Origin of the sequence: Streptomyces sp. NPDC102437, assembly GCF_044765565.1 — a bacterium.
In the GTDB taxonomy this organism is placed as follows: domain Bacteria; phylum Actinomycetota; class Actinomycetes; order Streptomycetales; family Streptomycetaceae; genus Streptomyces.
The window spans coordinates 17,349-36,920 of the sequence record NZ_JBIWKI010000023.1; the positions used below are offsets into that span (position 1 = coordinate 17,349).

15 protein-coding genes are annotated in these 19,572 nt (G+C 71.7%); 7 read left to right on the top strand and 8 right to left on the bottom strand.

All coding sequences use genetic code 11. The annotated features are described in order from the left end of the window. Positions 1 to 168: 168 nt before the first annotated feature. The gene (locus tag ACIRJP_RS26735) at positions 169 to 1,437 is read left to right on the top strand and encodes a GNAT family N-acetyltransferase (RefSeq protein ID WP_404179039.1); all 1,269 of its coding nucleotides are present in this window, start codon (positions 169 to 171) and stop codon (positions 1,435 to 1,437) included. 147 nt (positions 1,438 to 1,584) lie between these two features. After that, the gene (gene idi / locus ACIRJP_RS26740) at positions 1,585 to 2,178 is read left to right on the top strand and encodes an isopentenyl-diphosphate Delta-isomerase (protein WP_404179042.1); all 594 of its coding nucleotides are present in this window, start codon (positions 1,585 to 1,587) and stop codon (positions 2,176 to 2,178) included. 39 nt (positions 2,179 to 2,217) lie between these two features. Here idi and ACIRJP_RS26745 read toward each other — a convergent pair whose 3' ends face one another. Together ACIRJP_RS26745 and ACIRJP_RS26750 are read right to left on the bottom strand one after the other, a co-directional pair. Beyond that, entirely contained in the window at positions 2,218 to 2,673 is a 456-nt protein-coding gene (locus ACIRJP_RS26745; protein ID WP_404179045.1) for an ATP-binding protein, read from the bottom strand. A gap of 134 nt (positions 2,674 to 2,807) precedes the next feature. Further along, positions 2,808 to 3,431: an HdeD family acid-resistance protein gene (locus ACIRJP_RS26750; RefSeq protein ID WP_404179048.1), complete on the bottom strand. Its 624-nt coding sequence runs from the start codon at positions 3,429 to 3,431 to the stop codon at positions 2,808 to 2,810. 80 nt (positions 3,432 to 3,511) lie between these two features. Here ACIRJP_RS26750 and ACIRJP_RS26755 point away from each other — a divergent pair, with 80 nt between their 5' ends. Beyond that, positions 3,512 to 4,270: an enoyl-CoA hydratase/isomerase family protein gene (locus tag ACIRJP_RS26755; RefSeq protein ID WP_404179051.1), complete on the top strand. Its 759-nt coding sequence runs from the start codon at positions 3,512 to 3,514 to the stop codon at positions 4,268 to 4,270. Positions 4,271 to 4,287: 17 nt separating this feature from the next. On the opposite strand, the gene ACIRJP_RS26760 is transcribed toward ACIRJP_RS26755, so the two are convergent. Continuing rightward, positions 4,288 to 4,923, bottom strand: coding sequence for a DJ-1/PfpI family protein (locus ACIRJP_RS26760; protein WP_404179054.1), 636 nt, complete (start codon positions 4,921 to 4,923; stop codon positions 4,288 to 4,290). A 44-nt stretch (positions 4,924 to 4,967) separates the two neighbouring features. Beyond that, positions 4,968 to 5,930, bottom strand: a complete 963-nt coding sequence (locus tag ACIRJP_RS26765) for a GlxA family transcriptional regulator (protein ID WP_404179057.1) — start codon at positions 5,928 to 5,930, stop codon at positions 4,968 to 4,970. A 134-nt stretch (positions 5,931 to 6,064) separates the two neighbouring features. Here ACIRJP_RS26765 and ACIRJP_RS26770 point away from each other — a divergent pair, with 134 nt between their 5' ends. Both ACIRJP_RS26770 and ACIRJP_RS26775 read left to right on the top strand, forming a co-directional pair. Then, positions 6,065 to 6,928, top strand: a complete 864-nt coding sequence (locus ACIRJP_RS26770) for a hypothetical protein (protein WP_404179060.1) — start codon at positions 6,065 to 6,067, stop codon at positions 6,926 to 6,928. Between the two features lie 159 nt (positions 6,929 to 7,087). Further along, on the top strand, positions 7,088 to 9,502 hold the full coding sequence (locus ACIRJP_RS26775; protein ID WP_404179063.1) for a Tex family protein: 2,415 nt from the start codon (positions 7,088 to 7,090) through the stop codon (positions 9,500 to 9,502). A gap of 541 nt (positions 9,503 to 10,043) precedes the next feature. Here ACIRJP_RS26775 and ACIRJP_RS26780 read toward each other — a convergent pair. The 3 genes from ACIRJP_RS26780 to ACIRJP_RS26790 all read right to left on the bottom strand — a co-directional run bounded on the left by ACIRJP_RS26780 (position 10,044) and on the right by ACIRJP_RS26790 (position 15,653). Then, positions 10,044 to 11,681, bottom strand: coding sequence for an ABC-F family ATP-binding cassette domain-containing protein (locus ACIRJP_RS26780; protein ID WP_404179066.1), 1,638 nt, complete (start codon positions 11,679 to 11,681; stop codon positions 10,044 to 10,046). A gap of 81 nt (positions 11,682 to 11,762) precedes the next feature. After that, a complete protein-coding gene (locus tag ACIRJP_RS26785) occupies positions 11,763 to 13,526 on the bottom strand; it encodes a BCCT family transporter (protein ID WP_404179069.1) in 1,764 nt (587 codons plus the stop codon). A gap of 132 nt (positions 13,527 to 13,658) precedes the next feature. Beyond that, positions 13,659 to 15,653: a Xaa-Pro dipeptidyl-peptidase gene (locus ACIRJP_RS26790; protein WP_404179072.1), complete on the bottom strand. Its 1,995-nt coding sequence runs from the start codon at positions 15,651 to 15,653 to the stop codon at positions 13,659 to 13,661. 210 nt (positions 15,654 to 15,863) lie between these two features. Between ACIRJP_RS26790 and ACIRJP_RS26795 the strand changes: the two genes are divergently transcribed. Next, the gene (locus ACIRJP_RS26795; protein WP_404179075.1) at positions 15,864 to 17,354 is read left to right on the top strand and encodes a M1 family metallopeptidase; all 1,491 of its coding nucleotides are present in this window, start codon (positions 15,864 to 15,866) and stop codon (positions 17,352 to 17,354) included. A gap of 147 nt (positions 17,355 to 17,501) precedes the next feature. Next, complete coding sequence (locus ACIRJP_RS26800; RefSeq protein WP_404179078.1) at positions 17,502 to 18,551, top strand: LacI family DNA-binding transcriptional regulator; 1,050 nt, start codon at positions 17,502 to 17,504, stop codon at positions 18,549 to 18,551. A 4-nt stretch (positions 18,552 to 18,555) separates the two neighbouring features. On the opposite strand, the gene ACIRJP_RS26805 is transcribed toward ACIRJP_RS26800, so the two are convergent. Continuing rightward, positions 18,556 to 19,431, bottom strand: a complete 876-nt coding sequence (locus ACIRJP_RS26805; RefSeq protein WP_404179081.1) for an oxygenase MpaB family protein — start codon at positions 19,429 to 19,431, stop codon at positions 18,556 to 18,558. Between the last annotated feature and the right edge of the window lie 141 nt (positions 19,432 to 19,572).

Sequence of the window (19,572 nt, forward strand, 5' to 3'; positions counted from 1 at the left end):
TTCGGCCTCCCCATGTGCGAGAGAGGAGCTGAGGTTGATGACCGTCGCGAAGGCGCCCGCCCGGCGCAGCATCCGGTCCTTCCTCATCTCCCGGGTTCTCGGCTAGCACCACGACTCGCAACGGGTCGACCCGTTGGCCGGAGCCCTCGTACACCAAGGGTTCCCACGTTGAGCGAAAACGATCACGCCGTCCGTACCGAGGCGTTCTTCTCCCTGCATCACGGCCTGCCCCGGCAGTGCCCCGGCTCCGATGCCACCACCCGGCGGCTGCTGGAGCTCACCGGCCCGTTGCCTGGCCGTCCGCGCGTGCTGGATCTGGGCTGCGGGCCCGGCCGTGCCGCGCTGCTCCTCGCCGCCGAGGCGGGTGCCGAGGTGACCGCCGTCGACCTCCACCAGCCGTTCCTCGACGAACTGCGCGAGGCGGCCGGGGTCCGCGGGCTCGGCGACCGCATCCGTACGGTCCGGGCCGACATGGCGGAGCTGTCCGGCCCCGATTTCCCCGACGGGTCGTTCGACCTCGTCTGGGCCGAGGGGTCGGCATACATCATCGGTTTCGACCCCGCGCTGCGTGACTGGAAGCGGCTGCTCGCCCCGGGCGGCTCCCTGGTCGTCAGCGAGTGCGTCTGGACGAGGGACGATCCGACGGCCGAGGCGCGCGCCTTCTGGGAACAGGAGACGTCGATGCGTCCCGTGGCGGGCAACACCGCGGCGGCCGTCGCGGCCGGCTATCACGTCCTCGGGGCACGGGTACAGCCCGACAGCGACTGGGACGAGTACTACGTCCCGCTCGCCGAGCGCGTCAAGACCGCCGAGGTGTCCGCTCCCGGCATGGCGTGGGCGCTCGCGGCGACCCGCGAGGAGCTGGCCATGCGGCGCGACCACGGCACGGAGTACGGCTACGCCGGCTATGTGCTGCGCCCCGCCGACCCCCGCTGGACGACCCGGGCGGAGACGGCGGCGGACGCGGCGGCCGTGCACGCGGTCAACGCCGCCGCGTTCCCGACGCCGCACGAGGCGGCTCTCGTCGACGCGCTGCGCGCCGATCCGGCGGCCTGGCTGCCCGGCCTCGCCCAGGTGGCGACGGACGGCCCGGACGGGGACATCGCCGCGTACGCGCTGCTGACCCGGTGCCGGGTCGGGGACGTACCGGCGCTCGCGCTGGCCCCGGTGGCCACGGTCCCGGAGCACCAGCGCAGGGGTGCGGGGCAGGCGGTGGTGCGCGCGGCACTCGACGCGGCGAGGCTGCGCGGCGAGTCACTCGTCCTGGTGCTCGGCCATCCCGAGTACTACCCGAAGTTCGGCTTCGTACCGGCGTCGCGGTACGGGATCCGGACGGGCTTCGACGTCCCGGACGAGGCGATGATGGCCCTGGTGCTGGACGAATCCGTTCCGGTGCCGCAGGGCACGATCCGCTATCCGGCCGCCTTCGGCGTCTGACACACCGTCCGGTCCCGCCGCGCGTCCCGGTGCGGCGGGACCGGACATGCCAGACCCCGAGGTGCGGACAAGCGGCTTTTGTACGGCAGACTTGACCGGAATCGACGGGACCGGCGCACCGGGCCGGGACCATAGCGAAGGATGGGTATGCCGACCACACCAGCCACCGCGGCGCACAGCTCGTCGAACGGCACAGCAGAAGTGATCATGCTCGAACTGGTCGACGAGGACGGCACCACCATCGGTACGGCGGAGAAGCTCGCCGCCCATCAGCCGCCCGGTCAGCTGCACCGCGCCTTCTCCGTGTTCCTCTTCGACGAGCAGGGCAGACTCCTGCTCCAGCGCCGTGCGCTCGGCAAGTACCACTCCCCCGGTGTCTGGTCGAACACCTGTTGCGGCCACCCCTACCCCGGAGAGGCGCCCTTCGCCGCCGCCGCCCGGCGTACGTACGAGGAGCTCGGCGTCTCGCCCTCCCTGCTGGCCGAGGCGGGCACGGTCCGCTACAACCACCCGGACCCGGCCTCGGGCCTGGTGGAGCAGGAGTTCAACCATCTCTTCGTGGGAATGGCTCAGGACCGGCTCGCCCCGGACCCGGAGGAGGTCGGTGAGACGGCGTTCGTGACAGCCGACGAGCTCGCCGAGCGGCACGCCCGGTCGCCGTTCTCGGCCTGGTTCATGACGGTGCTGGACGCCGCACGTCCGGCGATCAGGGAGCTGACAGGACCGTCCGCCGGCTGGTGACGGGCGGACGGCGCCGGGGGCGCCGTCGGGTACGGGCGGTCAGGGGCGCCGGGTCAGCGGCAGCGCCGCCCAGATGATCTTTCCGCCGCCTGCGGTGTGCTCCACATCGCAGGCCCCGCCCGCTTCCCGGGTGATCTCCCGGACCAGCAGCAGACCGCGTCCGCCGGTCTGCGCGTAGTCCGTCTCCAGGGCCGTCGGCCGGTAGGGGTGGTTGTCCTCGACGGACACCCTGATCCACTCCTCGCCGACGGCCACCTCGACGGCCAGCTCCGGCGAGAGCAGCACGGCATGCTTCACCGCGTTGGTGACCAGCTCGGAGACGATGAGCAACAGGCCCTCGGCGACGTCGTCGTCCAGCGGCACACCCTGGCGCTTGAGCAGATCGCGCACCGCGTGCCGGGCCTGCGGTACGGATACGTCCACGGCCGGAGCGGTGAACCGCCAGACTCCCTCGTACGGGACGGGCCGGGCGGGGACACTCCCGCGGCTCTCCATAGTCCGGTACCCGCTCTCACTCGATGGTGACTGCACGTCGAGTACAGAGTGCGGGGCGTAGTTGGTCCGGACCGTGCCAGTGATCAGAATTCGACCTCTATCGACGGATTTTGACCGGACAGAACGCTGAAGACTCAGCCTTTGGGCCCTTTCTGCTCATCTCCTCGGGGTTGGTCGGGCAGCTCGTCGGTCACCCTCTGTTCCGAGACCATCGAGACGATGCGGCGGCCGCCCACCCCCATGGCGATCAGGCCGAGGCCGTCGAAGAGCAGCGCCAGCGAGAAGAAGAGACCCAGTACGTAGAGGCTGCTGTGCGGCCAGTCGAAGAGCACCAGCAGCCCCAGCAGCAGGCCGAAGGCGCCTTGCAGCAGCGTCCAGCCGAACTGCGGGCCGCGCACCACGACGCTGCCCACCAGGCGGAACACCCCGCCGGTCAGGAAGAGCAGCGCAGCGAACATGGTCAGCGCCTCGGCGGTGCCGTGCGGGTGGCGGATGACGACGATCCCGGCGGCGATGTTCAGCGCGGCCACCACAACGCCCAGCCAGAAGTAGTCGCTGCCGCGGGAGTCGATGGCGTGCAGCAGCCCGACGACGCCGCCGATCAGCAGCAGCCAGCCAAACAGGATCATCGAGGTCAGCGTCGCGACGCCGGTGTAGACGAGACCGACCAGACCGGCCACGACGAGCAGGGTGCCGAGCAGGGCGAGCCAGCCGAAGCTGCGGCTCAGTCTCCTTCCCTCGGTTGCGGGATCTGCCACGGGAAGCTCCTCACGGTGCGTGCCTGGTCCCAGACCCCTTCTTGATCATAGGTTCGAACCGTGCGGATAGCATCCGGCACATGGACCGTACGGAACCCGGGCTGGAGCACACCGTCGCGGACGGCGTCGCCACCGTCGTGATCAGCAATCCCGCCAAGCGCAACGCGATGACGGCCGCGATGTGGAGCGCGCTGCCCGGTCTGCTGGAGCGGCTGGCCGCCGACCCCGAGGTCCGGGTGCTGGTGCTGACGGGCGCCGGGGACACCTTCTGCGCCGGCGCGGACATCTCCTCGCTCCGGGACCCGGCGGGCGACCCGCAGGCGCTCGCGGTGGCGGCCGAGGAGGCGCTGGCCGCGTTCCCCGGGCCGACGCTCGCGGTGATCCGGGGATACTGCGTGGGCGGCGGCAGCCAGTTGGCGGCCGCCTGCGATCTGCGGTTCGCCGAGGAGGGGGCTTCCTTCGGTGTCACGCCGGCCAAGCTCGGCATCGTGTACGCCGCGTCGTCGACCCGGCGGCTGGTGGCGCTGACCGGCCCGGCCACCGCGAAGCACCTGCTGTTCTCCGGCGAGCTGATCGACACCGCACGGGCGCTGCGTACCGGCCTGGTCGACGAGGTGCTGCCGGCCGGCGAGCTGGAGAAGCGGGTCGAGGCGTACACGCGGACCCTGACGGCCCGCTCGCGGCTGACGCAGGCGGCGGCGAAGGAGTTCGCCGACGGGCGCAGGGACCGGGACGCGCACTGGGCGCGGCAGGCACGCCTCAGCGGCGACACCGCCGAGGGTGTCGCCGCCTTCCTGGAGCGGCGCGAGCCCCGCTTCACCTGGACGACCGGGGCCTGACGGTCCGTGCCCGCGCGCTACTGGAGGAGGTAGTGGCGCCGGGCACGGAACTTCTCGACCATCGCCGCCGGGGCCTTCTCCGGCGAGCCCGCGTCGTAGGGCGGCTGCGGATCGTACTCGGTCAGCAGCTGTACGGCCAGGGCGTGCTCGTCGCCCGCGATCCGGCCGGCCAGGGTGAGCCCCATGTCGATGCCGGAGGAGACGCCCGCCGCGGTGACGTACTTGCCGTCGACGACGACCCGCTCCCCGGTCGGCTCGGCGCCGAGCTCCTCCAGTACGTCCAGCATGAGCCAGTGCGAGGTGGCCCGGCGGCCGGTCAGCAGTCCGGCCGCGGCGAGCAGCAGCGAGCCGGTGCAGACGGAGGTGGTCCAGGTGCTGGTGGCATCGGCGGCGCGCAGCCAGCCGAGCAGCGCCTCGTTCTCCATCTGGTCGCGCTGGCCGGGGCCGCCGGGCACCACCACCACGTCGGGCGCGGGCACATCGGCGAAGGCCTTGTCGGCGACGAGCGTGAGGCTGTCGGTGTCGTTGCGCACGGGGCCGGTCCGTTCGGCGACGAACACGGTGTCGGCGCCGGGGGTACGGGCGAGCATTTCGTGCGGACCCACCGCGTCGAGTGCGGTGAAGCGGTCGAAGAGGACGATGGCGATCTGCATGGGTTCCCTTTCACGTTCGCGGTCGGTCGGGTGCGGGTGGGCGGTCAGCCGGCCGCGGGATGGGTGCGGAAGCGTCGGCGGTATTCGGCGGGGGCGGTGCCCAGGGCCTTGATGAACGCGCGGCGCATGGCCTCCGGGGTGCCGTAGCCGCAGGCACGCGAGATCCCGGTTACGCCGTCGGTGGTGTCCTCCAGCAGCCTGCGGGCCTGTTCCAGGCGTACACGGTCGACGTAACGGCCCGGCGTGAGGCCCGTCTCCGCCTGGAAGGCGCGCGCGAAGTGACGGGGCGAGAGGCGGGCGCGGGCGGCGAGCGCCTCGACGCAGAGGTCCTCGCCGGGGTTCTCGGTGATCCAGTGCTGGACCTCGCGCAGGGGTTCGCGCCGGGCGGTCTGGGCGGAGAGCTGGGCACTGAACTGGGCCTGGTTGCCCGGTCTGCGCAGAAAGACCACCAGGTGCCGGGCGACGGTGAGCGCGATGTCCCTGCCGTGGTCCTCCTCGACCAGCGCGAGGGCCAGGTCGATTCCGGCGGTGACCCCGGCGGAGGTGGCGAGCCTGCCGTCGCGTACGAAGATCGGGTCCGGGTCGACCTCGACGGCCGGGTGGCTGCGGGCGAGGTGGTCGCAGACCGTCCAGTGCGTGGTCACCCGGTGCCCGTCCAGCAGTCCGGCCCCGGCGAGCAGCAGCGCGCCGGTGCAGACGGAGACGAGCCGTTCGGCGTGCGGGGCGTGTTCGCGCAGCCAGTCGACGAGTGCCGGGTCGGGGTCGCGGGTGCCCTCGCCGCCGGGGACGAGCAGGGTGTGGGGCGGTTCGGCGTCGGCGAGGCTGCCGTCCGGGACGAGGACGAGGCCGCTGCAGGTGCGGATTGGGGCGCCGTCGAGCGAGGCGGTGCGCAGTCCGTACCCGGCCCCGGGGAAACGAGAAGCCCCGGCGAAGACCTCCACCGGCCCGGTGACATCGAGGCTCTGGACGCCGTCGTAGAGGACGACGAGTACGGATCGCTGCGTCATGACCGCCATCCTGGTCGGCCCCGATCACAGCCGCAATGACGAAGAACCCACCTTTCCTGCCATCGCGCGGTGGTCGGGAACCGGGCGCCGCACCGGGGTTACCGCGCGTACCGACCAGTCGGTAATGTGCCCGCATGAGTACTCTGCCGCCGCGCGCCGGACGCCGCTGCCACAACGCCATCAACCCGCTGCACTCGACGGTCTACTTCTCGCCCGACCTCGGCAAGGAGCTCGGGGAGCTCGGCATCGACGACTCGAACGCCGCCTACTTCGCCGCGCGTTCGGCGGCGATGGGTGCCGTCGGACCGGGCGCGGTCACCGCCGCGTTCTACAACTTCAACCACGACCTCGTCGCCCGGCATCTGCCCGCCGTGTGGTCCGTCGCCTCGCCGCAGGCGGTCCTGGACGCCCGGCTGCGCGTCGCCGACACCACCCTTCGCCGGCTGCTGGGCGAGGAGATCATCGCCTCCGCGGAACTGGCCGAGGCGGCGGAGCTCGCACTGCGCGCCGCCGAGGGATGCACCCGACACGCCCGGCCGCTCCACGCCGCCCACGCCGATCTCCCGGTGCCCGAGCAGCCGCACCTGGCGTACTGGCACGCCGGCACACTGCTGCGGGAGCACCGAGGCGACGGCCATCTCGCCGCGCTGCTGACCGCCGGGCTCGACCCGCTGGAGGCACTGGTCAGCCACACCGCGACCGGCAAGGGAATGTCCCCGGGCTGGGTGCTCGCCACCCGCGGCTGGCACCGCGACGACTGGGACGCGGCGCGCGAGCGACTGCGCGGGCGCGGACTCCTGGACGCCGAGGGCGAGTTGACCGAGGCCGGCGTCGCGCTCCGCTCGGAGCTGGAGGAGGCCACGGACCGGATGGACGCGGCGCCGTACGAGCACCTGGGCGCCGAGGGTGTGGAGCGGCTGACCGAGCTGGCGCGCGGGTTCCTGTTCACGGCTGCGTCGGCGGGCGCGTTCCCGGACGGGCTGATCGGCAAGGACTGATCGGCAGGAACTGATCCGCCGCCCCGCCCGATCCGTACGACAGCCCTGGGGTGGCCGGGCGACACGGCGCCCGGCCACCCGGCACAATGCAGGCGAAGGGGCCCGGCCCCGGCAAGCACAGCCAGTAGAGCCAGTACGAGAAGGCGAGTCGGTAGAACCGTGACGACGTCCATCGAAGGCAGGATCGCCGAGGAGCTCGGCGTACGCGAACGGCAGGTGAAGGCGGCCGTCGAGCTGCTCGACAGCGGGTCGACCGTGCCGTTCATCGCGCGCTACCGCAAGGAAGCGACCGAGATGCTCGACGACGCGCAGCTGCGCACGTTGGAGGAGCGGCTGCGGTATCTGCGGGAGCTGGAGGACCGCCGGACGGCGATCCTCGACTCGGTGCGCGAGCAGGGCAAGCTGGACGAGGCGCTGGAGGCGCAGATCCGGGCCGCCGACACCAAGGCGCGCCTTGAGGACATCTATCTGCCGTTCAAGCCCAAGCGGCGCACCAAGGCGCAGATCGCCCGGGAGGCGGGGCTCGAACCGCTCGCCGACGGCCTGCTCGGCGACCCGTCGGTGGAGCCGCTCGCCGCTGCCGCCGCCTTCGTCGACGCCGACAAGGGCGTCGCGGACGGTGCGGCGGCCCTGGAGGGGGCCCGTGCCATCCTCGCCGAGCGGTTCTCCGAGGACGCCGATCTGATCGGTGAGCTGCGTGAGCGGATGTGGACGCGCGGGCGGCTGGCAGCCAAGGTGCGGGACGGCAAGGAGGAGGCGGGCGCGAAGTTCGCCGACTACTTCGACTTCGCCGAGCCGTTCACCGCACTGCCCTCGCACCGGGTGCTCGCGATGCTCCGGGGCGAGAAGGAGGACATGCTCGACCTGGTCATGGAGCCGGAGGAGCCCTCCGAGACCCCGGGGCCGTCGACGTACGAGAACATGGTCGCCCGGCGCTTCGGCGTGGCCGACCGCGGCCGCCCCGGCGACAAGTGGCTCGGCGACACCGTGCGGTGGGCGTGGCGGACCCGGATCCTGGTGCACCTCGGCATCGATCTGCGGCTGCGGCTGCGCACCGCGGCGGAGGACGAGGCGGTACGCGTCTTCGCGTCGAACCTGCGCGATCTGCTGCTCGCCGCGCCGGCCGGGACGCGGGCCACGCTGGGGCTCGACCCCGGTTTCCGTACCGGTGTGAAGGTGGCCGTCGTCGACGCGACCGGCAAGGTCGTCGCGACGGACGTCATCCACCCGCACGTCCCGGCCAACAAGTGGGACCAGTCGCTGGCCACGCTGGAGCGGCTGGCGAAGGCCCACGACGTCGACCTGATCGCGATCGGCAACGGCACGGCCTCCCGCGAGACGGACAAGCTTGCCGGTGAACTCATCGATAAGCACCCGGAGTTGAAGCTCACCAAGGTGATGGTCTCCGAGGCCGGCGCCTCGGTCTACTCGGCTTCGGCCTTCGCCTCGCAGGAACTCCCCGACATGGACGTGTCGTTGCGCGGGGCGGTCTCCATCGCGCGGCGGCTGCAGGACCCGCTCGCCGAGCTGGTGAAGATCGATCCGAAGTCGATCGGAGTCGGCCAGTACCAGCACGACCTGTCCGAGGTGAAGCTGTCGCGCTCGCTGGACGCGGTCGTCGAGGACTGTGTGAACGGTGTCGGCGTCGACGTCAACACCGCGTCCGCGCCGCTGCTTTCGCGGGTATCGGGGATCGGCTCGGGGCTCGCGGAGAACATCGTCGCGCACCGCGACGCCAACGGCCCCTTCCGGTCCCGCAAGGCGCTCAAGGACGTGGCGCGGCTGGGCCCGAAGGCGTACGAGCAGTGCGCGGGCTTCCTGCGCATCCGGGGCGACGATCCGCTGGACGCGTCGAGCGTGCACCCGGAGGCGTATCCGGTGGTGCGGGCGATGGTGAAGCGGACCGGCGGCGACGTCGCCTCGCTGATCGGCAACACGGGGGTGCTGCGCTCGCTGCGGGCGGACGACTTCGTGGACGAGAAGTTCGGTCTGCCGACGGTCTCCGACATCCTGAGGGAGCTGGAGAAGCCGGGGCGCGACCCGCGGCCCGCGTTCAAGACGGCCACCTTCAAGGAGGGTGTCGAGAAGATCGGTGATCTGGCGTCCGGCATGGTGCTGGAGGGCGTCGTCACCAATGTCGCGGCGTTCGGTGCGTTCGTGGACATCGGTGTGCACCAGGACGGCCTGGTGCATGTGTCGGCGATGTCGCGGACGTTCGTGAAGGACCCGAGGGACGTCGTGAGGCCGGGCGACATCGTGAAGGTCAAGGTCATGGACGTCGATGTGCCTCGGAAGCGGATCTCGCTGACGCTGCGGCTGGACGACGAGGCCGGGGCCGGTGCGGGCTCACAGGGTGGCGGCCAGCGGCGCGAGCGGGCTGAGCGCGGCGGCCAGGGCGGCCGGCCGCCGAGGCAGCGCCAGGGTCAGGGCGGCCAGGACCGCGACCGGCGCGGTGGCGGTGGCGGCGGTGGCGGATCCGCCCGGCAGGCGCCGGCGCCGGTGAACAGCGCGATGGCGGACGCGCTGCGCCGGGCCGGGCTGACGGACCCGGACCAGGGCGGCCGGAGGCGGTAGCCGTAGCGGCAGCAGTACCGGGGCGGGGAGAGTGATCTGCCCAGCCCGCTTGACCCGCCGCCCGGCTGCCACTTCCACACCCGGTGACCGCTGGCCACCGACCGGTGCCGTACCCAGTCGCCCGAACTGCGCACGCTGACCGGCGGGGAGGCCGGTCCGGACGCGGCCCGCGCCAGGTGGCGTGCCACCTCGTGGCGGACGACCGTGTCGCCGTCCCAGACGATCTCGCCGTCGCGCAGCAGCGCGTGCCCGCCGTCGCGGCGGGCGAGGATGCGGGTGGCGCGCCAGCGGGTACGCACGGGGCCTCCTGCGGATGCGATGTCGGGGCCGTAGAGGCCGGACGGCGGTCCTTGGCTGTGCCGACAGTAGCACTTGGCATACCAAATTCCGCCACCACCGAGGAATGCGGGCACCATGCCGGAATCGGCCCGACGGACAGAGAGTCGAAATCGGGGAATGCAACCCTTTTGGGATACCGGGAGGGGTGGCTGTCCGTCCGATCCCCGGGCACCGGGCCGTCGGCGACGGCCCGGTGCGGGGCTCAGAGCTCCGTCACCCTGCCCGCGGCGACTTCGACCCGCCGGGTGGTCCGTACCGCTTCCAGCATCCGCCGGTCGTGCGTGACCAGCAGCAGCGTTCCGGTGTACGAGTCGAGCGCGGATTCCAGCTGCTCGATCGCGGGCAGGTCGAGGTGGTTCGTGGGCTCGTCGAGCACCAGGAGGTTGACGCCCCTGCCCTGGAGCAGGGCGAGCGCCGACCGGGTGCGCTCCCCGGGGGAGAGCGTCGTGGCGGGGCGCGTCACATGGTCGGCGCGCAGGCCGAACTTGGCGAGCAACGTGCGCACTTCGGCCGGTTCGGTGTCGGGCACGGCGGCGCAGAACGCCTCCAGGAGCGATTCCGAGCCGTGGAAGAGCTTGCGCGCCTGGTCGACCTCGCCGACCACCACGCCCGAGCCGAGCGCGGCGTGGCCGGAGTCCAGCGGGAGGCGGCCGAGGAGTGCGGCGAGCAGGGTGGACTTGCCCGCTCCGTTGGCGCCGGTGATGGCGACCCGGTCCGCCCATTCGATCTGCAGCGACGCCGGGCCGAAGGCGAAGTCACCGCGTACGGCCTGCGCCTCGCGCAGGGTGGCCACGACCGAGCCGGAGCGGGGTGCGGCGGCGATCTCCATCCGCAGTTCCCATTCCTTGCGCGGTTCGTCGACGACGTCGAGCCGTTCGATCATGCGCTGGGTCTGCCGGGCCTTCGCGGCCTGCTTCTCGCTCGACTCGCTGCGGAACTTGCGGCCGAGCTTGTCGGAGTCGGTGGCCTTGCGGCGGGCGTTCTTGACACCCTTGTCCATCCAGGAGCGCTGCATCTGGGCGCGCCCTTCGAGAGCGGCGCGCTTGTCGGCGTACTCCTCGAACTCCTCGCGGGCGTGCCTGCGGGCGCGCTCACGCTCCTCCAGGTAGGCCGCGTAGCCGCCGCCGTACAGATTGATCTGCTGCTGGGCCAGGTCCAGTTCGAGGACCTTGGTGACGGTGCGCATCAGGAATTCGCGGTCGTGGCTGATGACCACGGTGCCCGCGCGGAGTCCCGAGACATAGCGCTCCAGCCGCTCCAGGCCGTCCAGGTCGAGGTCGTTGGTGGGCTCGTCGAGCAGGAAGACGTCGTAGCGGGAGAGCAGCAGGGAGGCGAGGCCCGCACGGGCGGCCTGGCCGCCGGAGAGCGCGGTCATCGGCAGGTCGAGGCCGACGGTCAGCCCGAGCTCGGCTGCGACCTCCTCGGCGCGCTCGTCCAGGTCGGCGCCGCCGAGGGCCAGCCAGCGTTCCAGCGTTTCGGAGTACGCGTCGTCCGCACCCGGCGCCCCGTCGACGAGGCCCTGGGTGGCCTTGTCCATGGCGGCCTGGGCCTCGGCGACGCCGGTGCGGCGGGCCAGGAACTCCCGCACCGTCTCGCCGGTCCGTCGTTCCGGCTCCTGCGGGAGGTGGCCGACGGTGGCGGTCGGCGGGGAGAGCCGCAGCTCGCCCTCCTCCGGCCGGTCGAGTCCGGCGAGGAGCCGGAGCAGGGACGATTTTCCGGCGCCGTTGACTCCGACGAGACCGATCACGTCGCCGGGCGCGACGACGAGGTCGAGTCCGGCGAAAAGTGTGCGGTCGCCGTGTCCGGCGGCGAGGTCCTTGGCGACGAGAGTGGCAGTCATCAGGGTGTCGATCCTAGTCGGCGCCGGGGCCGGACCGCCCGGCCGGTCGCGCTCCGGCCGGACGGCGGGTGCCCCCGGCCGTCAGCCGGCCGGTTCACCTGTGCCGGGGGTGTCGGGTTGCGGTCCGTGGTCCTCGTGGAGCCTGGTGATGACCTGGCTGCCGCCCGGACCGATCCGGATCTCGAAATCACCGGCGTACTTCGCGTGCCCTTCGATGACCGCGGATTCGACGGCCTCCACACCGAATTCGCGCCGCACGATCAGCGGGTCCCGGCGCAGGTCCCGCATCAGCGCCACGCACATGCCGACCATGACGACGGTGAACGGCGCGGCGACCAGGATCGTCAGGTTCTGGAGTCCGGCGAGCGCGTCGCCCTTCCCGTTGCCGATGAGCAGCATGATCGCGGCCACGGCTCCGGTGACCACGCCCCAGAAGACGACGACCCATCTGGCGGGTTCGAGGATGCCCTTCTGGGAGAGCGTGCCCATCACGATGGAGGCGGCGTCGGCGCCCGAGACGAAGAAGATGCCGACCAGGATCATCACCACCAGGCTCATCACCGTGGCGAGCGGGAACTGCTGGAGCACTCCGAAGAGCTGTGCCTCCTGGGTGACGGCGCCGCCGAGCTTGCCGGCCTCCTGGAGGTTGATCGCCGTACCGCCGAAGATCGCGAACCAGACCAGGCTGACGGTGCTGGGCACCAGGATGACACCGCCGATGAACTGGCGGATCGTCCGGCCCCGGCTGATGCGGGCGATGAACATGCCGACGAAGGGCGTCCACGAGATCCACCAGGCCCAGTAGAAGACGGTCCAGTTGCCGAGCCACTCGGCGACGTCGCCCTTGCCGGTCGCCTCGGTGCGTCCGGCGAGCTGGGCCAGATTGCCGAAGTAGGCGGCGATCGAGGTGGGCAGCAGGTCGAGCACGATGATGGTGGGGCCCGCGATGAAGACGAAGACGGCGAGGATCAGAGCGAGCACCATATTGGTGTTGGAGAGCCACTGGATGCCCTTTTCGACACCGGAGACCGCCGAGGCGACGAAGGCCACGGTCAGCACGGCGATGATCAGGACCAGGAGCCCGGTACCGGTCTTCTCCTTCCAGTGCAGTTCGTGGAAGCCGCTGCCGATCTGGAGGGCGCCCAGGCCCAGTGACGCGGCGGAGCCGAAGAGGGTCGCGAAGATGGCGAGGATGTCGATCAGCCGGCCGAGACCGCCGTGGGCGTGCCGGGCTCCGATGAGCGGCTCGAAGACGGCGCTGATCGTCTGCCGTCGGCGCCGGCGGAAGGTGCTGTACGCGATGGCCAGACCGACCACGGCATAGATCGCCCAGGGGTGGAGCGTCCAGTGGAAGAGGGTGGTGGCCATCGCCGTCTGCATCGCTTCGGCGGCGTCGGCGGGACGGGTGCCGGGCGGCGGGCTGATGAAGTGCGCGAGCGGCTCGCTCACCCCGTAGAACATCAGGCCGATTCCCATGCCCGCGCTGAACATCATGGCGACCCAGGACACGGTCCGGAATTCGGGCTCCTCCCCTTCCTGGCCGAGGGCGATCTTGCCGTAGCGGCTGACGGCGAGCCAGAGGGCGAAGACCACGAAGCCGGAAGTGGCCAGCATGAAGACCCAACCACCTTTGTGGATCAGCTGGTTGAGCATGGCACTGGAGATGTTCTGCAGCGAGTCGGTGGCGGTGGCTCCCCAGACCACGAAGGCGAGGGTGAACGCGGCGGTGACGCCGAACACCACCCGGTCCGTCGTGGGGTGCCGGTTCCGGGCCGGGTCGCCGGGGAGTTCCGCCGTCACCGGCAGGTCCCCCCGGTCGCCCGTTCCCTGTTCGTCCTGCGACACGGATGGCACCTTTCACGGAAGCAATTTGTTCGCTCTCCGTAGGCAGTACCACACGCAGCGCCCACTCCTGTGGACCAACAAGCGACGCGAAGGGCCCCTCTCGGGAAGGGCCCTTCGCGGCCGGGCGGTCCGTTACCGGTGCCCGCCGCCCGGGACACGGGCGGCGGGCCGCGGCGGTGTGACGCCCCGGACGTCGTCCGCCCGGGGCGCGGCCGCGGCGGCCGCGGAGCCCTCGGTTGCGTGTACGAAGGCGCCGGTGCCGCCGACGAACGGCAGCTTCGCAAAGGTGCGGGCCAGATCGAGGGTGAGGGTGGGCGTGGAGTCCGGCGGGTCGATGAGGTCCCGGTCGGTGCCGCCGACGATCAGGGCGAGGCGGTGTCCGGCCGGGACGACGTGGTCGGTGGCCGCCAGGTCGATGGTGAGGGTGACGGCCGTGCCCGGAGTGAGCGGGCGGCCCCGGCGCGCGTCGGCGTACGTACCGAGGTCGGCCCAGCCACGGCTGACCACGGTCCGGTCGACGCCGGTGGTCCGGGCCTCGGTCTCCTTGAAGCAGGAGCTGTCCCCGGTGGTGCTCGCGCCCCAGCAGCTGCGGGTGGTGAGGGTGCTGATGCCCTCGCCGGAGGAGCCGTAGTCGCGGATGGTGTCGGGGCCGAGGTCCACGAGGACCGCGGAGAGGTGGGCGCTCGTCGTGGTCGGGGTGGCGGTGACGGTCACCGTGGAGGAGCCGGAGAGCCTCAGATCGGCGGTGAGCGGGGCTGTGCGGAACCCGGCCTTGGCGCCGGTGGTCCGGTCCAGGTCGGCGGCCCACCGGGTCTCGTCCTGTGCCGGATCGTCGGTGAAGGTCTCGGTGGCGCCGGGGCGGGCGGGCTTCAGGGCCAGGGTGCCGACGCCCGGCGCGTCGCCGGTACCGGGGCGCAGGGTGGTGGCCCGGGTGGCGCGGGGCGGCCAGACGCGGTCGGTGGACCACTGGTCGGGGTGGCGTTCGATGTCGGCCATCGGTTCGCGTTCGATGCCGTTGTCGTAGCCCAGGAGGTAGTGGTCGAACCAGCGGTGCAGGGTGTCGACCCATTCGGCGCGCCGGAAATCGAACGGGTCGACGTGTCCGGTCTGGGAGAGCCAGAGCTTGCGCTCCACGCCCCGGTCCGCGAGCGCGTCCCACCACTGGCCGAGGTGCTTGGTACGGACGTTGAGGTCCTGCATGCCGTGCACGGCGAAGACGCTGGCACGCACCTTGCGGGCGTCCTTGACGTAGTCACGCCCGGTCCACAGCCCCGTCCAGTCTCCGGTGCGCGGCGCCCCGTCGACGAGTCGCTGCTGGACGGCGGCGCAGCGGTCGCGTGCCCCGGGGCTCTCCACGTAGCCGGAGAGCCAGTCGGGGCCGCTGTCGTAGAGCGGTGCGCCCTGGGAGAAGTAGTAGTCGTACCAGGAGGAGATGGCACCGATCGGCACGATGGTGCGCAGCCCTTCGACACCGGTCGCCGCGACCCCGTTGGCGACGGTGCCGTCGTAGCTCTTGCCGATCATGCCGGTGCGGCCGTTGGACCAGCCGGCCGAGGCACGGGCTTCGCCGGTGCGGGTGGTGTAGCCGCGGGCGCGGCCGTTGAGCCAGTCGATGACGGCCTTGGCGGACTGCACGTCCGAGCGGCCGCCGACATCGACGCAGCCGTCGGAGCGGTTGGTTCCGGCCAGATCGACGGCGACGAAGGCGTAGCCGCGCGGCACGAAGTAGTTGTCGTAGTGGAGCGGGAACTGCACGGGCCGGCCGTCGGCGTCGTACGTCTTGAGCTGGCTCTCGTTGCCGCGCCCGCAGCAGGAGTAGTACGGGCTGGCGTCCATGATCACGGGGATCTTCCGGCCCTGCCGGGCGGGCTCGCGCGGCCGGACGATGTCGGCGGCGACGCGGTCGCTCCGCCCGTCCCCGTCGCCGTCCAGTCCGGTGTCGACCCAGACCGATTCGCGGACGGCGTCCCCGTACGAGTAGACGGGTTCGCTCTGCGGCGGCCGGGCCTTCCCGGGGCTTGCGCCCTGGGCGCCTGCGGGTGGGAGCAGGACGGCCATCAGCGCGGCGACGGCCGCCACCACCAGCAATCGACAACTCGAACGAAGGCCCAGCACACGAATCGGCATGGGCGGAAGGTACCCCGGTCAACTCCCGGACGACAGAGGGCGGTCAGCGACGTGAATAGCATGATCACGGCGCAAACAGGACGGTCCGGAGTGGCGGCCGAATGGCGAAGTGTGACAGCTGCGGCCATGGACACGACTGTTGCGGCAGTCGCTGAATAGTCTCGGCACGACGGTTCGAAAGATCACCCGCCCGACGACTTGGAGCATTCCGTGCACCGCAGATTCATCGTCCCGAGCGCAATCGCGGCCTCCCTGCTGCTGGCGATCCCGGCGTCGGCCGCCGAAGGCACCGTGGGCGCCCCGGGCATCGGCGACGCCTACTACCCGGCCAGTGGCAACGGCGGCTACGACGTGTCCCACTACGACCTGCGGCTGAAGTACCAGCCCTCGACCGATCTGCTGGAGGGCACGGCGACGATCCTCGCCACGACCACCCAGGAACTCTCCCGTTTCAACCTGGACTTCGGGCTGGACGTCTCCGAGGTGCGGGTCAACGGCAAGAAGGCCGGCCACGTGAAGAACGGCGAGCAGGAGCTGGAGATCACCCCGACCGCCCCGCTTTCGAAGGGCAAGGCCGTCTCGGTGGTCGTGCGGTACGCCGGGAAGCCGTCCGAGGTCGAGATCAACGGCTGGACGTCCTGGGTCCGCACCCCGGACGGCGCGGTGGCCGCCCAGGAACCCGAGTCGGCCGCGTGGTGGTTCCCCAGCAACGACCACCCGCTGGACAAGGCGACGTACGACATCTCCGTCTCCGTCCCGGACGGCACCCAGGCGATCAGCAACGGTACGCTCCAGTCGCAGAGTTCGAGGCTCGGATGGACCCGCTACAACTGGCGCTCCGCCCGGCCGCAGGCGACGTATCTGACCACGCTGGCGGTCGGCAGGTTCGACATCACCACGGACACCACCTCGGACGGGCTGCCGGTCGTCAACGCGTACAGCGAGGACCTCGGTGCCAACGCCGGTGCGGCCCGCGCCAGCATCGAGCGGACCACCGAGGTCGCCGAGTGGCTGACCGAGGTCTTCGGGCCGTACCCCTTCGAGGCGCTCGGCGGCTACTCCCCCAATGTGACGAGCGGATTCGCCCTTGAGACCCAGACCAGGCCGTTCTACAGCCCGAAGCAGTTCGCCAACGGCGCCAATGTCTCGGTCGTCGTCCATGAGCTGGCGCACCAGTGGTACGGCGACAGCGTGTCCCTCAAGGGCTGGAAGGACATCTGGATCAACGAGGGCTTCGCGCGCTACAGCCAGTGGCTGTGGTCGGAGAAGGAGGGCGAGGGAACCGCGCAGGAACTGGCGGACTACGCCTACTCCCTGCACCCGGCGGACGACCCCTTCTGGCAGGTGAAGCCGGGTGACCCGGGCCCCGACAACCAGTTCGACGCGGCTGTCTACGACCGGGGCGCGCTGGCCCTCCAGGCGCTGCGCGACAAGCTGGGCGACGAGACGTTCTTCGCGCTGCTGAAGGGCTGGCCCGCGGAGCACGCTTACGGGAACGCGAGCGTGAGCGACTTCGTCGCGTACGCGGAGCGGGTCTCGGGCAAGCCGCTCGCCGCCTTCTTCGACACCTGGCTGTTCCAGCCGGCGCGGCCAAAGGCCCCGGCGGCCGGGACGCACGCCCTGAACGCCTCTGGAAAGAAGGCGCGGCCCGCCTCGTGGAAGAAGATCGAGGCGACGAACTCCGTGCACGAGCACCGCTGACCGGTCCGGGCGCCGCTGCCCCTTCCTCCTGGGGGGGGCGGTGGTGCCCGGCGACGGGCCGGGGGCGCCGGTTAGGCTGACGACGCCGGCGCTGTGCGGCCGGCCCGGCCGATTCCGGCCCGATCCCGCGTGTACGAGGAGCGTCCCTTGCCCGGTCCGTCCCACGATGCCGATCGCGACGCCCGCCCCACCCTGGAAGCCGTGGCGGCCAGCGCCGGGGTCTCCCGGGCGACGGTCTCGCGGGTGGTGAACGGCGGGGCCGGGGTGCGCAGACCGCTGGTGGACCGGGTGCGTAAGGCGGTCGAGGAGCTCGGATACGTACCGAACCACGCCGCCCGGACCCTGGTCACCCGGCGCAACGGCGCGGTCGCCGTGATCATCGACGAGCCGGAGTTCCGGATCTTCTCCGACCCCTTCTTCTCCCAGCAGATCCGTGGCATCAGCCGCGAACTTACTTTGCACGACTCCCAGTTGGTGCTGCTCCTGGTGGAGGGCAGCGGAGATTTCGACCGGGTCGCCCGCTATCTGGCCGGTGGCCATGTGGACGGCGTACTGGCGTTCTCGCTGCACACCGACGACGAACTCCCCGCGATCATCCGCAGGTCCAAGGTGCCCACGGTCTACGGCGGCCGTCCGGGCCGGCCGGGCGCGGCGTCCGAACTGGCCGTCCCGTACGTCGACTGCGACAACCGCGGCGGCGCGGCCGCGGCCGTACGCCATCTCGTCGGCCTCGGGCGTCGGCGGATCGCGCACATCGCCGGACCTCGCGACCAGACCTCGGCCCTGGACCGGATCGACGGCTACCGCGACGTGCTGCCCGCTGGGGATCCGGCCCTGCTGGCGGACGGCGACTTCACCGTCGAGGGCGGGGTGCGGGCGATGGCGGAACTGCTCGACCGCCGGCCCGGCCTGGACGCGGTCTTCGCCGCCAACGACCTGATGGCCTCGGGCGCCCTGCGGGTGCTGCGCGAGCGCGGCCGCAGGGTTCCCGAGGAGGTGGCCCTGGTCGGTTTCGACGACATGGTTTCGATAGCCGAGGCCACCGAGCCGCCGCTGACGACGGTCCGTCAGGACGTGGAGGGAATGGGCCGGTTGATGGTGCGGATGCTGATGAGCCGGCTCGACGGCGAGTCCGGGTGCGCCGAGCGGGAGTCGGTGATCACGCCGACCGAGCTGGTGCGCCGGGCTTCCGCCTGAGCCCTCACCCGCTGCGGAGGCTGTGACGGTGGGCCGCCCGCGCCCTGCGCGCGTACGGCAGATAGCGCAGCCGCTCGGGGAGCACGGGCACCACTCGCCGCACCACCGCGCAGAACCGCCGCAGTGCGCGCTCCTGCCCCTCCGTCCACTCCAGCCCGATGGCCTCCCGGGCGTCCGGCGGCATCAGCCCGACGGTGACGAAGCGCCGGAACCGGGCCAGCGGCGGGAACAGCACCGGCCACAACGCCCTCAGCAGCAGCCTGAGCGGCAGCGGCCCGCGGTCCGGCGGCGGTACGGGACGATCGGTGGCGACCAGGTCCTCGACGACCGCGGTCGCCTCGATCTCCTCGGCGAGCACCTTCCGGTAGTACGGCCAGAACTCCTCGATCGTCTGCGGCATGTCCCGGTCGTGGATGCCGAGGATCCTGCCGACCTGGAGCCATTCGCGGTACAGGGCGCGTTCCTGTGCCGCGGTGAGCGGCCGGACGAGATAGCGCGCGGCGTGCTGGTAGACCGGGAAGCCGGTGGCGTGCACCCATGCGTAGTTCTCCGGCGACAGAGCGTGGTAGCGGCGCCCCCGGGTGTCGGTGCCCTGGATGGTGCGGTGCAGTACGCGCAGCCTGCGCCCCTCCTCGGCCGCCGTCTCGCCCCCGTACACCCAGAGCTGGAGCGAGCGCAGGGACCTCTCGCCGCGTCCCCAGGGGTCGGTGCGGAAGACGGAGTGTTCGTCGACCCCGGCGCCGACCGCCGGGTGGGCCACCTGGAGGGTGAGCGCGGCGGGCAGCATCAGCAGGGCCCGGATGTCGCCCGAGAGGCTCCAGAGCACACCGCCGGGCGGGGGCGGTGCGGGGGCGGCGCCCCTGGCTGCTGCACTGGTCATGCGGTGCTCCCGACGATCGGCGGGCGCACGGCTCGGCGCCCGGTCACTGCGTGATCCAGTATGCGAGCGTCCCGGGAGCCATGCGCACCGGCCCCCGCCCCCACCCCGCCGCATCCCCGGCCGTCGGCGGTGTTGACGGGG